Consider the following 12,293-nt stretch of genomic DNA (forward strand, 5'->3'; position numbering starts at 1 on the left):
GCGGTACCGGTCACGGTTCACGCCTTGGCGGGAATCGGTTACCCGCGTGACACCTGAGAAGGCTGGAACTCGCCGTACGGTCATGGCCGTGTCATCCGCAGGACATCCAGCGCCTCGTCGAGCTGTTCCAGGGTCAGGTCGCCACGCTCCACGTACCCGCTCGCCAGGACGACCTCCCGGATGGTCCTCCGTTCCGCCAGCGCCTTCTTGGCGACCTTCGCGGCCTCCTCGTACCCGATGTACTTGTTGAGCGGGGTGACCACGGACGGCGAGGACTCGGCGTACTCGCGGGCCCGTTCCCGGTGGGCGACGATCCCGTCCACGGTCCGGTCGGCGAGCAACCGTGAGACGTTGGCGAGCAGCCGGACGGACTCCAGGACGTTCCTGGCGATGACGGGCAGCATGACGTTCAGCTCGAAATTGCCGGACGCGCCCGCCGTGGTGACCGTGACGTCGTTCCCTGTGACCTGCGCGGCGACCATGAGAACGGCCTCCGGGATCACCGGGTTGACCTTGCCGGGCATGATGGAGGACCCGGGCTGGAGGTCCGGGAGCGAGATCTCCGCGAGGCCGGTCCTCGGCCCCGACGCCATCCAGCGCAGATCGTTGGCGATCTTGGTCAGGGACACGGCTACCGTACGGAGCTGCCCGGACGTCTCGACGATCCCGTCCCGCGCCCCCTGCGCCTCGAAGTGGTCCCGGGCCTCGGTGAGCGGCAGTCCGGTGACCCGCGCGACCTCCGCGATGACGGCGGCGGAGAACCCGGGCGGCGTGTTGATGCCGGTCCCCACGGCCGTACCGCCCAGGGGGAGTTCGGCGAGCCGGGGGAGGGAGGCCTCCAACCGCTCGATGCCGTACCGCACCTGGGCCGCGTAACCGCCGAACTCCTGGCCGAGAGTGACCGGTGTGGCGTCCATGAGATGCGTACGACCGGACTTCACGACGTCCGCGAATTCCGCCGATTTGCGCTCCAGGGCCGAGGCCAGGTGCTCCAGGGCGGGGATCAGGTCGCGGGTGACGGCGGCGGTGGCGGCGATGTGGATGGACGACGGAAACACGTCGTTGGACGACTGCGAGGCGTTGACGTGGTCGTTCGGATGCACGTCCCGGCCGAGCCGCTCGCTCGCCAGCGTGGCGATGACCTCGTTGGTGTTCATGTTCGACGAGGTCCCGGACCCGGTCTGGAACACGTCCACCGGGAAGTGCTCGTCCCAGTGCCCCTCGGCCACTTCCGCGGCCGCGTCCCGGACCGCCTCGGCGATGTCCTTGTCGAGCACGCCCAGTTCGGCGTTGACCGTCGCGGCGGCGCCCTTGATCCGCGCCAGGGCCTCGATGTGGGCGCGCTCGATGCGCTGCCCCGAGATCGGGAAGTTCTCGACCGCCCGCTGTGTCTGGGCCCGCCACTTGGCGTCCGCCGGCACGCGGACCTCGCCCATGGAGTCGTGTTCGACGCGGTAGTCACTCATGTCCGGTACAGCGTCCGGACCGGGCGTGGTGTTCCCGGCCGTACCCCGTGAGGGTGAGCGTGAAATTCCGCACGCCGATGTCGGTGACGTGCAGTACGGTCACCGCGACGAGCCGATCGTCGAACGCAATGTCGAATGAAGTGCCGAAGAAGGAACGTGCATTGAGAAGCGCTGTCATACGCCGGTCCTGCGTGGCCGGTGCCGCCGCCCTGTCCCTGACCATGCTCGCCGCGTGCTCGGACTCCGGTGAGAGCGGGGGAGAGGGCGACTCGGGCGGCAAGGCTCTCTCCGCCGCGGACCTGGAGAAGGTGGTTCTGGAGGACGGGGACGTGAAGGGCCACAAGGTCACCGAGCCCACCGCCACCGTGGACCGGAAGGACATCGAGCCGGGCAGTGACGCGTGCGCGCCCGTCGCGTACGCCATGCTCGGCTCCGTGGTCGACGAGCCGGCCGCGACCGTGCAGCGCGAGACGCAGAAGAAGATCGACCCCGTCGAGGCCGCCAAGAGCGGTGACGTCTCGGGCCTCGACGCCACCCGCACCCTGCTCCGTCTGACCTCCTACGACGGCGCGGCCGCCCAAACCGTGATGAAGTCCCTCGCCACCTCGGCCAAGGCCTGCGCGGACGGCTTCGAGGTCACGGCCGACGGCACCGCCCAGGCCGTCACCAAGGTCTCCACGGACACCGCGCCCGAGGGAGCCGACGAGGCGATCGCCCTCAACTTCCTCAGCGAGGCCGAGGGCACGAAGGTCCCGATGAAGGTCGTCGTCTTCCGCGAGGGCGGCACCGTCGGCTACGTCACCGCCCTGAACCTGGCCTCGGCCGCGTCGGGCAAGGACTTCGCGTTCCCGGCGGAGGTCGTGGAGGCGCAGGTCAAGAAGCTCGCGTGACCGTTCGACGAGGTCCGTGCGCCGCATCTCAGCCCGTCCGGCGTTCGAGGACGAGCCCGAAGGGCGACAGGCGGGGGTTTGGGGACGAAGACCCGGGACGGTCCGGGGCCGAAGGGCAGCGCCCCCGGTGATGGGACGGGTAGGGGCGGCGGGGGCGCAACACCCCTACCGCCCCGAACCCACTACCTCTACGCCAACCCCGGCCCCCGCACCGGGATCGACGTGAACGTCGGCGCCGGCGCCGGGTCCTTGAAGAAGTCGTTGCCCTTGTCGTCGACGACGATGAACGCCGGGAAGTCCTCGACCTCGATCTTCCAGACGGCCTCCATGCCGAGCTCCTCGTACTCGACGACCTCGACCTTCTTGATGCAGTCCTGCGCGAGCCGGGCCGCGGGCCCGCCGATCGAGCCCAGGTAGAACCCGCCGTGTGCCCCGCACGCGTCCGTGACCTGCTGCGACCGGTTCCCCTTCGCCAGCATCACCTTGGACCCGCCCGCAGCCTGGAACTGCTCCACGTACGAGTCCATGCGCCCGGCGGTCGTGGGACCGAAGGAACCGGACGCGTACCCCTCGGGGGTCTTCGCCGGGCCGGCGTAGTACACCGGGTGGTCCTTCAGGTACTGCGGCATCTCCTCGCCCGCGTCGAGCCGCTCCTTGATCTTGGCGTGCGCGATGTCCCGCGCCACGACCAGCGGCCCGGACAGGGAGAGTCGCGTCTTCACCGGGTACTTGCTCAGCTCGGCGAGGATGTCGTCCATCGGCTGGTTGAGGTCGACCCGTACGACGTCGGACTCGTCCAGGTGCTCGTCCGTCGTCTCCGGCAGGAACCGCGCCGGGTCCGTCTCCAGCTGCTCCAGGAACACGCCCTCGGCGGTGATCTTCGCGACGGCCTGCCGGTCGGCCGAGCAGGACACGGCGATCGCGACGGGGCACGAGGCACCGTGCCGCGGCAGCCGGACGACCCGCACGTCGTGGCAGAAGTACTTGCCGCCGAACTGCGCGCCGATACCGATCTTCTGCGTCAGCTCGAAGACCTTCTCCTCCAGCTCCTTGTCCCGGAACCCGTGCCCGAGCGGCGAGCCCTCGGCCGGGATCTCGTCCAGGTAGTGCGCGGAGGCGTACTTCGCGGTCTTCAGCGCGTACTCGGCGCTCGTACCGCCCACCACGATCGCGAGGTGGTACGGCGGGCACGCGGCCGTGCCCAGCGAACGGATCTTCGCCTCCAGGAACTTCATCATGGAGGCCTCGTTCAGAACGGCCTTCGTCTCCTGGTACAGGAACGACTTGTTCGCCGACCCGCCGCCCTTGGCCATGAACAGGAACTTGTAGGCGCCGCCGTCGGTGGCGTACAGCTCGATCTGCGCCGGCAGGTTGGAGCCGGTGTTCTTCTCCTCCCACATGGTGAGCGGAGCCATCTGCGAGTAGCGCAGGTTCAGGTTCAGATACGCGTCGTAGACGCCCTTGGACAGGGCCTTCTCGTCCCCGCCCTCCGTGAGCACGTTCTGCCCACGCTTGCCCATGACGATCGCCGTACCCGTGTCCTGGCACATGGGCAGCACACCGGCGGCCGCGATGTTCGCGTTCTTCAGCAGGTCCAGGGCGACGAACTTGTCGTTGCTCGACGCCTCGGGGTCGTCGATGATCCGGCGGAGCTGTGCGAGGTGCGCCGGCCGCAGATAGTGCTGGATGTCGTGGATGGCCTCGGCGGCCAGCTTGCGCAGCGCCTCCGGCTCCACCTTGAGGAAGGTGCGCCCGTCGGCCTCGAAGGTGGAGACACCCTCGGAGGTCACCAGCCGGTACGGGGTGGTGTCCTCTCCCATGGGGAGCAGATCGGTGTACTCGAACTCAGGCATCGGTGCCCATTCCTTACTAGACAGGCTGTTTCCAGGCTCGGTTCGCCTCCGGGGCGCCACAGCCCGTACAGGGAGCCCGACCGTGCCCGGCCCCTCGGGCCTGTCGCGCGCTCGGGCTGTCCGCACAGGCGCGCCCCGTCGGCTCACTCGCCGGCGGCTGGCCTCCATCGGCAGCGCCCACCAGCGTAGAACCTGCCCGGGAGGGCGGGCTTGTGAGGTAAGGCTCAGTTCGGCTGCCACGAGTTGTCCACACCCCTGGTCGCGATCTATCGCGAGTGGGTAATCTGCTGTCGTGGACCTACAGAAGCGCCCCACCCAGGAACCGCCGTTGTCCTCCGCCGAGCTGCGCGCCTCCGACGCCGACCGCGACCGGATCGCCGACCTCCTGCGCGACGCCCTCGCCGAGGGCCGCCTCACCGCGGAGGAGCACTCCGAGCGGGTCGAGGGCGTGCTCGCCGCCAAGACGGTGGGCGAGCTGGACGTCTTCGTACGGGACCTGCCGGCCGGCCAGGCCCGCAGGGCGGCGCGGCCGTATGTGCCGCCCATGTCCTCCGTGCCCAACCGCCCGACACCGGGCGCCATCCCGATCGACCCCGACGACCGCCTGGTGGCCGTCTTCAGCGCCTCGATGCGCAAGGGCCGCTGGCGGGCCGGCCGGCGCATCCACGCGTACGCGATATTCGGCAGCGTCGAGATAGACCTCAGCGAGGCGCTCTTCGAGCACCGCCAGGTGATGATCAAGGCGATCTCGGTCTTCGGAAGCGTCGAGATCCGCGTCCCGGAGAACGTCTCGCTGCGCGGCAGCGGCGGCGGCATCCTCGGCAACTTCGAGGTGGACGCGCTGGATTCGGGCGAGACCGATGCCCCCGTGGTCTATGTGGACGGACTGGCCGTCCTCGGGAGCATCGAGGCGAGGCCCAAGCGGGGCAAGGTGATCGCAGACCTCCTCGGCCGGGTCACCGACCACGTCTCCCGCAAGGTGGACGATCATTTGCGCAAACACCTGGATCGTTGACGCTTGTGAATTCGACCACGCCCGGACACCACCCGAGGGGATCCGGTCCGGTTGTGGGCGCACGGTGTTGACGGCGAATTCCAGCGGATCGGGACTCAGTGCATAGGCCCGCGCACAGCGGGTAGGCCTTGCTGCATCGTCTCTCGCTCGCGAAGCCGTCGTCAGGAGTAGACCGTGCTGCATCCGCCGCATTCGTCCCTGCAGGTCGCTGCTGTTCCGCCCCAGCGGGTGCCAGTGCGGGACAGGGATCAGGACGCCCCGTGGCACACGGAGGCCGTGTGCCGGCGTGACGAGGCCGGGCTGTTCTTCGCCCCCTCCAAGGAACCCACCGCGTCCCGGCTCTCCCGAGAGGAAGCCGCCAAGCGCGTCTGTGCCCGCTGCCCCGTCATGGTCGAGTGCCGAGAACACGCACTGCTGCAACCCGAGCCCTACGGAGTCTGGGGCGGCCTGACGGCAGCGGAACGCCGAGTGGTCCTCGCCCGCCGCCGTCGCAGGGACGTGGAACTGCAGAAGGCGGCGAGGGCGAACGGGACGATAGCGGCGGCGGGCTGACACCGATACATACGTGCAGCAAGGGCGCCCTCTCCGCACAAGAGGGCGCCCTTGCGGTGCTGAGCGGGCTTTTTGCTCCCAGGGGCGCGGGGAACTGCGCGATCAGCCACGACGAACCCGCAGCCCAGAACTGACCGCAGCCCCCGGCTCCCCCTGCTCAGCCGACGGAACTACTTGGCCTTCTCGAAGTCGATCGAGCTGTAGGCCCGCAGCTTGCTCAACCGGTGTGTCGAGTCGATCCGCCGCACCGTCCCCGACTTCGACCGCATCACGATCGAGTCGGTGGTCGCGGTCTCCGACCGATACCGCACCCCACGGAGCAACTCACCGTCGGTGATGCCCGTCGCCACGAAGAACACGTTCTCCCCGGACACCAGGTCGTCGGTCGTCAGCACCCGGTCGAGGTCATGGCCCGCATCGATCGCCCGCTGCCGCTCCGCGTCGTCCTTCGGCCACAACTTGCCCTGGATCGTGCCGCCGAGGCACTTCACCGCACAGGCCGAGATGATGCCCTCGGGCGTACCGCCCACACCGAGCAGCAGATCGACACCCGTGCCCTCCCGCAGCGCCAGGATCGAGCCCGCGACATCGCCGTCGGAGATCAGCTTGATCCGCGCCCCGGCCTCCCGGATCTCCTTGATGATCCCTTCGTGCCGGGGCCGGTCCAGGATGACCACGGTCACATCGTCCGGCGCGGACCGCTTCGCCTTGGCGACCCGCCGGATGTTCACGGAGATCGGCGCGTCGATGTCGACGAAGTCGGCCGCCTCGGGCCCGGTGACCAGCTTGTCCATGTAGAAGACGGCCGAGGGGTCGAACATCGTGCCCCGGTCGGCCGCCGCGAGCACGGCGATCGCGTTGGTCATGCCCTTGGCGGTCAGCGTGGTGCCGTCGATCGGGTCCACGGCGATGTCGCACTCCGGGCCGGTGCCGTCACCGACGCGCTCGCCGTTGAAGAGCATCGGGGCCTCGTCCTTCTCGCCCTCCCCGATCACGACGACACCGTTCATCGACACGGTGGAGACGAGGGTCCGCATGGCGCGTACTGCGGCCCCGTCCGCCCCGTTCTTGTCCCCGCGGCCGACCCAGCGGCCCGCTGCCATCGCGGCCGCCTCGGTCACCCGGACCAGTTCCAGGGCGAGGTTGCGGTCGGGGGCTTCGGAGGGGACTTCGAGTTCGGACGGCAGCTGATGATTCTCGGTCATCGGAGCGCACCTTTCTGATACGACGACGGCCGGATGAGGGTTCCGCCCGACTCTATCGTCAGTCCGACAAAATGAGCAGGGGACCCCACGGATGAGCGGACCGGTGCACCTGCGACGATGAGGGCGTGGCAGGTACGAAAGGCAAGCAGAGCGTTCGCGACATGGTCCTCTCCCTGGGGCTCATCGTGCTGGCGGCATGGGTCATCTATCTCTTCATCCCGCACGACGAGACCGAGCAGGAGCTCAAGCGCGTCGACTACCGCGTCGAACTGCTGACGGCGCGTCGCGCGGCCTCCTACGCCGTGGTTGCGCCCGTGGGGCTGCCCGAGGCCTGGAAGGCCACCTCGGTCCGCTTCCGGGGCGACGAGTCCGACCGCTGGCACCTCGGCTTCCACGACCCCGACGGTCGGTACGTGGCGGTCGAACAGTCCACCGAGAAGCCGTCCCGGTTCATCGCGGACGCCACCCAGGACGCGAAGAAGACCGGGACCACACAGGAGATCGGCGACGAGACCTGGGCCCGGTACGAGGGCGAGCGCTACGACGCCCTCGTCCTGGAGGGCTCGGGCTCCACGACCGTGGTCGCGGGCTCCGCGTCGTTCGCTCAGCTGACGAAGATGGCCGAGGCCCTCAGGACCGAGTGACGCGCGGAGCGTGAGCCGCGTCGAGTGGCCGAATGAGCGTGCCTTGCACGTACGAAGGGCCCCGGCGACCACGGGAAGGAAAGTGGTCGCCGGGGCCCTTCGTCATGGCTGCGGTGGGGCTCAGACCGTGGTGACGACGTGGTCGAAGTCCAGGCGCGGGGAGCGCGGGCGGGACGCGCCCTCGCCGGGCCTGCCGATGTTGACGACCATCAGCGGGGTGTGGTCGTCGTCCAGGAACTCCTTCTGGACACCGGCGAAGTCGAAGCCGGTCATCGGACCGGCGGCCAGGCCGGCGGCGCGGACACCGATGATGAAGTACGCGGCCTGGAGGGAGGCGTTCATACCGGCGGCGGACTCACGGGCCGCGCGCTCGGCGAAGAAGAGGTCCTTGACCTGCGGGAGCGCGGGGAAAAGGGTCGGCAGCTCCTCGTGGAACTCGTTGTCCGCGGCGAGGATCGCGACCAGCGGGGCGGTGGCCGTCTTGGCCCGGTTGCCCTCGGCCATGTACGGCACCAGACGCTCACGGGCCTCGGCGGAGCGGACCAGCACGATGCGCAGCGGGGTCTGGTTGAAGGCGGTCGGGCCGTACTTGACCAGGTCGTAGATCGCCTGGACCTGCTCCTCGGTCACCGGCTCGTCGGTGAACGTGTTCGCGGTGTGGGCCTCGCGGAACAGCAGGTCCTGGGCGGCGGGGGCGAGAACGAGGGACATGGGGCAACCTTCGTGGCGATGTGGGGTGTACGTCCTCGACCCTACGCGCAGGAAGTTCAATCTTCAACCAAAAGTGGGGTGCGGTGATCCGCTTCACACTGCCGTGCGGGCACGGGTCACCCGGCCCTGCCGTCCCCCTCCGGGTCCTCCGCGCTCTCCGCCAGCGCCGCGTCCAGCCGCGCCCGCGCCCCGTCCAGCCAGCGGCGGCAGACCTTGGCCAGCTCCTCGCCGCGCTCCCAGAGCGCGAGGGACTCCTCCAGCGTCGTACCGCCCGCCTCCAGACGGCGGACGACCTCGATCAGCTCGTCCCGCGCCTGCTCGTACCCGAGGGCACGGTCGGCCTCCAAGGCCCCGGCCGCCCCGGTCGTCCCGTCGGCCTCGCTCACGTTGCTGGTCATGCGGCCCACCTTATGCGTCCCCTCCGACAGTCCCGGTTCCGTCGACAGGCTCCGTCCCTCCGGCCGTCCCCGGTCCGTCGACCCGGACGACGAACTCGCCCTCGGCCACCCGCGCCCGCAACGACTCCTCCGGCCCGACCTCGCCGGGCGCGCGGACCACATGCCCGTCGGCCCTCTGCAGCACCGCGTACCCCCGCTGAAGCGTCGCCGCGGGGGAGAGGGCCACCACGCGCGCGTGCGTGTGCGACAACTCCGAGACGGCGCGGTCCAGATGGTGCCCGAGGCAACGGCGGCCCCGGTCGAGCAGCGAGGCCACGTGGTCGGCACGCTCGTCGATCATGCGGTGCGGATCCTCTATCGAGGGGCGCGCGAGAGCATGCGCGAGCCCCCGCTCCTCCCGCTCCACGAACGACTCCACGCACCGCCGCGCCCGGTCCCGCAGCCACCGCACCCGCTCGTACTCCTCGCCCACGTCCGGCACGACCTTCTTGGCCGCGTCGGTCGGGGTGGACGCGCGCAGGTCCGCCACGTAGTCCAGCAGCGGGGTGTCCGGCTCGTGCCCGATCGCCGACACGACCGGCGTACGGCAGGACGCGACCGCCCGTACGAGCTGCTCGTCGGAGAACGGCAGCAGGTCCTCCACGCTGCCGCCGCCGCGCGCCACGACGATGACGTCCACGCCGTCCGTCGCGTCCAGCTCCTTCACCGCCTGCACGACCTGCGGCACCGCGTGCACACCCTGCACGGCGACGTTGCGCACCTCGAAGCGGACGGCCGGCCAGCGGCGCCGGGCGTTCTCCAGCACGTCCCGCTCGGCCGCGGAGGCCCGGCCGCACACCAGCCCGATGAGCTGCGGCAGAAAGGGCAGCGCCTTCTTCCGCTCCGGCGCGAACAGCCCCTCCGCGGCCAGCGACTTCTTCAACTGCTCCAGCCGGGCCAGCAGTTCACCGACCCCCACCGGCTTCATCTCGGTGGCCCGCAGCGACAACTGCCCGCGCGGCGCGTACCACTCCGGCTTCGCCAGGACGACGACCCGCGCGCCCTCGGTCACCACGTCGGCCACCGCGTCGAACACCTGCCGGTAGCAGGTCACGCCGACGGAGATGTCGTGCGACGGGTCGCGCAGCGTGAGGAACACCACGCCCGCGCCCGGACGCCGCGACAACTGCGTGATCTGCCCCTCGACCCACACCGCACCGAGCCGGTCGATCCAGCCACCGATGAGCCGGGAGACCTCGCCGACGGGGAGGGGGGATTCGGCGGACGTGTTGAGAGCCATGCGGCCGAGCGTAGCGGGGGGCGCCGACAAGGCCGCCCAGGAGCTCGGTGGGTGCCTGTGCGTTGGCGGGCGCGGGTGGTGTGTGGTTGCTCGCGCAGTTCCCCGCGCCCCTGAAAAGCAGGGGCTGCGCCCCATGCTTTCGGCCCGACTTTTCGCCTTCCAGGCCGACGACCCCGTGGCCTTTCAGGTTGGCAGGCTCGTAGCCTTCCAGGCCCGCAGGGGCCTGGTCCTTGAGGGGCGCGGGGAACCGCGCGGCCAGCCCCCACCGGACCCGCACCCGCCGACGAACCGACCTTCCCGCCCCCTGGCGCGCTCCCACCGGCGGAGCCCCCCACAGGGAACCCCCTACGATGGAAGACATGACCGCTTCGCCTGGCCGCCGCCGTGTCCTCCTCGCCGCCCCGCGCGGCTACTGCGCGGGTGTCGACCGCGCAGTGATCGCTGTCGAGAAGGCCCTGGAGCAGTACGGGGCCCCGATCTACGTCCGCCACGAGATCGTCCACAACAAGTACGTCGTGCAGACGCTGGAGAAGAAGGGCGCCATCTTCGTCGAACAGACGGAGGAGGTCCCCGAGGGCAACATCGTCATGTTCTCGGCGCACGGCGTGGCCCCGACCGTCCACGACGAGGCGGCGCGCGGCAAGCTCGCCACCATCGACGCGACCTGCCCGCTGGTCACCAAGGTCCACAAGGAAGCGATCCGGTACGCAGGCGAGGACTTCGACATCCTCCTGATCGGGCACGAGGGCCACGAGGAGGTCATCGGCACCTCGGGCGAGGCGCCGGACCACATCCAGCTGGTCGACGGCCCCGAGGACGTCGCCAAGGTCGAGGTCCGCGACCCGTCCAAGATCGTCTGGCTCTCCCAGACCACGCTCTCCGTCGACGAGACGATGGAGACGGTCGGCGCGCTCAAGGAGAAGTTCCCGCTGCTCGTCTCGCCGCCCAGCGACGACATCTGCTACGCCACGCAGAACCGCCAGCTCGCCGTGAAGCAGATGGGCGCCGAGGCGGAGCTGGTCATCGTGGTCGGCTCCCGCAACTCCTCCAACTCGGTCCGGCTCGTCGAGGTCGCCAAGCTCGCCGGCTCCCGCGAGGCCTACCTCGTGGACTTCGCGAGCGAGATCGACGAGGCCTGGCTGGAGGGCGTGGAGACCGTCGGCGTCACCTCGGGCGCCTCCGTGCCGGAGGTCCTCGTCGAAGAGGTCCTGGAATGGCTCTCCCAGCGGGGCTTCGAGGACGTCGAACTGGTCAAGGCCGCCGAGGAGTCGATCACCTTCTCCCTGCCCAAGGAACTCCGCCGCGACCTGCGCGAGGAGGCCGCGTCCCTGGTCGCCGAGCGCACCGGCCAGGGCGCCTGACCGCCTGAACACCCGAGTACGGCCCCGGAACGTGAAGGTTCCGGGGCCGTACGCGTTTCGGGACGTGAGGATTCCGGCACCCGGCGGCGGTCGGACACCTCGGCAACGTGACGGTCTGTCGCACGACGTAACGTAGGGCCATGCACATCTTCGGCGTGGACATCGGTGGTTCCGGGATCAAGGGCGCTCCCGTGGACCTGGACCTGGGCGACCTGGCGGACGAGCGGCACAAGGTGCTGACCCCGCACCCGGCGACGCCCGACTCGGTTGCCGACGGGGTCAAGGAGGTCGTCGACCACTTCGGCTGGACCGGCCCGGTCGGCATCACCTTCCCCGGTGTGGTCACGGGCGGCGCGACGATCCGTACGGCGGCCAATGTCGACAAGAGCTGGATCGACGTCGACGCGCGCGCCCTGCTGAGCGAGCGGATCGGCGGCCTGCCGGTGACCGTGGTGAACGACGCGGACGCGGCGGGCGTGGCCGAGGTCCAGTTCGGCGCCGGGCGCGACCGTCAGGGCACCGTCATCCTGCTCACCTTCGGCACGGGCATCGGCAGTGCCGTCTTCTCCGACGGCGTCCTCGTCCCGAACACGGAGCTGGGCCACCTGGAGCTGCACGGCCACGACGCCGAGACGCGCGCCTCCACCAAGGCCAAGGACGACCACGAGCTGACCTGGGAGCACTGGGCCAAGCGCGTCACCAAGTACCTCGCCCACGTGGAGATGCTCTTCTCGCCCGAGCTGTTCATCATCGGCGGCGGCGTCAGCCGCAAGTCCTCGAAGTTCCTCCACCTCATCGAGGACATCAGGGCGGAGATCGTCCCGGCCCAGCTGCAGAACAACGCGGGCATCGTGGGCGCGGCGATGCGGGCCGCGAAGGCCGGCTAGGAAAGAGGCGATGAGGGCCGCGAAGGCCGGCT

Annotated in this window: 13 protein-coding genes; 6 read left to right on the plus strand and 7 right to left on the minus strand. The window is 69.9% G+C overall.

The features are described from left to right. Window positions 1-80: 80 nt before the first annotated feature. Both OG858_RS29800 and OG858_RS29805 read right to left on the minus strand, forming a co-directional pair. Window positions 81-1,466, minus strand: a complete 1,386-nt coding sequence (locus tag OG858_RS29800; RefSeq protein ID WP_327724829.1) for a class II fumarate hydratase — start codon at window positions 1,464-1,466, stop codon at window positions 81-83. After that, window positions 1,459-1,644 (minus strand): hypothetical protein, encoded by a 186-nt coding sequence (locus tag OG858_RS29805; protein WP_319066461.1) that lies wholly within the window; start codon window positions 1,642-1,644, stop codon window positions 1,459-1,461. Before OG858_RS29805 ends, OG858_RS29800 begins: the two co-directional genes overlap by 8 nt. Between OG858_RS29805 and OG858_RS29810 the strand changes: the two genes are divergently transcribed. Beyond that, on the plus strand, window positions 1,628-2,356 hold the full coding sequence (locus OG858_RS29810; RefSeq protein ID WP_319066463.1) for a hypothetical protein: 729 nt from the start codon (window positions 1,628-1,630) through the stop codon (window positions 2,354-2,356). The two genes, OG858_RS29805 and OG858_RS29810, sit on opposite strands and share 17 nt — an antisense overlap. A 188-nt stretch (window positions 2,357-2,544) precedes the next feature. On the opposite strand, the gene OG858_RS29815 is transcribed toward OG858_RS29810, so the two are convergent. Beyond that, a complete protein-coding gene (locus OG858_RS29815) occupies window positions 2,545-4,209 on the minus strand; it encodes a fumarate hydratase (protein WP_037694787.1) in 1,665 nt (554 codons plus the stop codon). 292 nt (window positions 4,210-4,501) lie between these two features. Here OG858_RS29815 and OG858_RS29820 point away from each other — a divergent pair, with 292 nt between their 5' ends. Continuing rightward, window positions 4,502-5,224 carry a DUF1707 SHOCT-like domain-containing protein gene (locus tag OG858_RS29820; RefSeq protein ID WP_319066464.1) on the plus strand — a complete coding sequence of 241 codons (723 nt, stop codon included), beginning with the start codon at window positions 4,502-4,504 and terminating at the stop codon, window positions 5,222-5,224. A gap of 174 nt (window positions 5,225-5,398) precedes the next feature. After that, window positions 5,399-5,776, plus strand: coding sequence for a WhiB family transcriptional regulator (locus OG858_RS29825; RefSeq protein ID WP_041669242.1), 378 nt, complete (start codon window positions 5,399-5,401; stop codon window positions 5,774-5,776). A gap of 170 nt (window positions 5,777-5,946) precedes the next feature. Here OG858_RS29825 and glpX read toward each other — a convergent pair whose 3' ends face one another. Beyond that, entirely contained in the window at window positions 5,947-6,981 is a 1,035-nt protein-coding gene (gene glpX / locus OG858_RS29830) for a class II fructose-bisphosphatase (RefSeq protein ID WP_005480703.1), read from the minus strand. A 125-nt stretch (window positions 6,982-7,106) separates the two neighbouring features. Here glpX and OG858_RS29835 point away from each other — a divergent pair, with 125 nt between their 5' ends. Then, window positions 7,107-7,625, plus strand: a complete 519-nt coding sequence (locus OG858_RS29835) for a DUF4245 domain-containing protein (RefSeq protein WP_319066467.1) — start codon at window positions 7,107-7,109, stop codon at window positions 7,623-7,625. 120 nt (window positions 7,626-7,745) lie between these two features. On the opposite strand, the gene OG858_RS29840 is transcribed toward OG858_RS29835, so the two are convergent. The 3 genes from OG858_RS29840 to xseA all read right to left on the minus strand — a co-directional run bounded on the left by OG858_RS29840 (window position 7,746) and on the right by xseA (window position 10,013). Then, on the minus strand, window positions 7,746-8,336 hold the full coding sequence (locus OG858_RS29840; RefSeq protein ID WP_319066468.1) for a malonic semialdehyde reductase: 591 nt from the start codon (window positions 8,334-8,336) through the stop codon (window positions 7,746-7,748). A 116-nt stretch (window positions 8,337-8,452) separates the two neighbouring features. After that, complete coding sequence (locus OG858_RS29845) at window positions 8,453-8,734, minus strand: exodeoxyribonuclease VII small subunit (RefSeq protein ID WP_319262951.1); 282 nt, start codon at window positions 8,732-8,734, stop codon at window positions 8,453-8,455. Between the two features lie 10 nt (window positions 8,735-8,744). Beyond that, on the minus strand, window positions 8,745-10,013 hold the full coding sequence (xseA, locus tag OG858_RS29850; RefSeq protein WP_319066470.1) for an exodeoxyribonuclease VII large subunit: 1,269 nt from the start codon (window positions 10,011-10,013) through the stop codon (window positions 8,745-8,747). 350 nt (window positions 10,014-10,363) lie between these two features. Between xseA and OG858_RS29855 the strand changes: the two genes are divergently transcribed. Both OG858_RS29855 and ppgK read left to right on the plus strand, forming a co-directional pair. Beyond that, window positions 10,364-11,374 carry a 4-hydroxy-3-methylbut-2-enyl diphosphate reductase gene (locus tag OG858_RS29855; protein ID WP_319262949.1) on the plus strand — a complete coding sequence of 337 codons (1,011 nt, stop codon included), beginning with the start codon at window positions 10,364-10,366 and terminating at the stop codon, window positions 11,372-11,374. A 140-nt stretch (window positions 11,375-11,514) separates the two neighbouring features. Then, on the plus strand, window positions 11,515-12,261 hold the full coding sequence (ppgK, locus tag OG858_RS29860) for a polyphosphate--glucose phosphotransferase (RefSeq protein WP_319066472.1): 747 nt from the start codon (window positions 11,515-11,517) through the stop codon (window positions 12,259-12,261). The last annotated feature ends 32 nt before the right edge of the window (window positions 12,262-12,293 follow it).

Origin of the sequence: Streptomyces europaeiscabiei (genome assembly GCF_036346855.1) — a bacterium.
Taxonomy (GTDB): domain Bacteria; phylum Actinomycetota; class Actinomycetes; order Streptomycetales; family Streptomycetaceae; genus Streptomyces; species Streptomyces europaeiscabiei.

Bases quoted from the DNA above. Each gene is read 5' to 3' on its own strand.
- ppgK (WP_319066472.1), top strand. From the start codon at position 11,515: ATGCACATCTTCGGCGTGGACATCGGTGGTTCCGGGATCAAGGGCGCT.
- OG858_RS29855 (WP_319262949.1), top strand. From the start codon at position 10,364: ATGGAAGACATGACCGCTTCGCCTGGCCGCCGCCGTGTCCTCCTCGCC.
- glpX (WP_005480703.1), bottom strand. From the start codon at position 6,981: ATGACCGAGAATCATCAGCTGCCGTCCGAACTCGAAGTCCCCTCCGAA.
- OG858_RS29800 (WP_327724829.1), bottom strand. From the start codon at position 1,466: ATGAGTGACTACCGCGTCGAACACGACTCCATGGGCGAGGTCCGCGTG.
- OG858_RS29845 (WP_319262951.1), bottom strand. From the start codon at position 8,734: ATGACCAGCAACGTGAGCGAGGCCGACGGGACGACCGGGGCGGCCGGG.
- xseA (WP_319066470.1), bottom strand. From the start codon at position 10,013: ATGGCTCTCAACACGTCCGCCGAATCCCCCCTCCCCGTCGGCGAGGTC.
- OG858_RS29805 (WP_319066461.1), bottom strand. From the start codon at position 1,644: ATGACAGCGCTTCTCAATGCACGTTCCTTCTTCGGCACTTCATTCGAC.
- OG858_RS29840 (WP_319066468.1), bottom strand. From the start codon at position 8,336: ATGTCCCTCGTTCTCGCCCCCGCCGCCCAGGACCTGCTGTTCCGCGAG.
- OG858_RS29815 (WP_037694787.1), bottom strand. From the start codon at position 4,209: ATGCCTGAGTTCGAGTACACCGATCTGCTCCCCATGGGAGAGGACACC.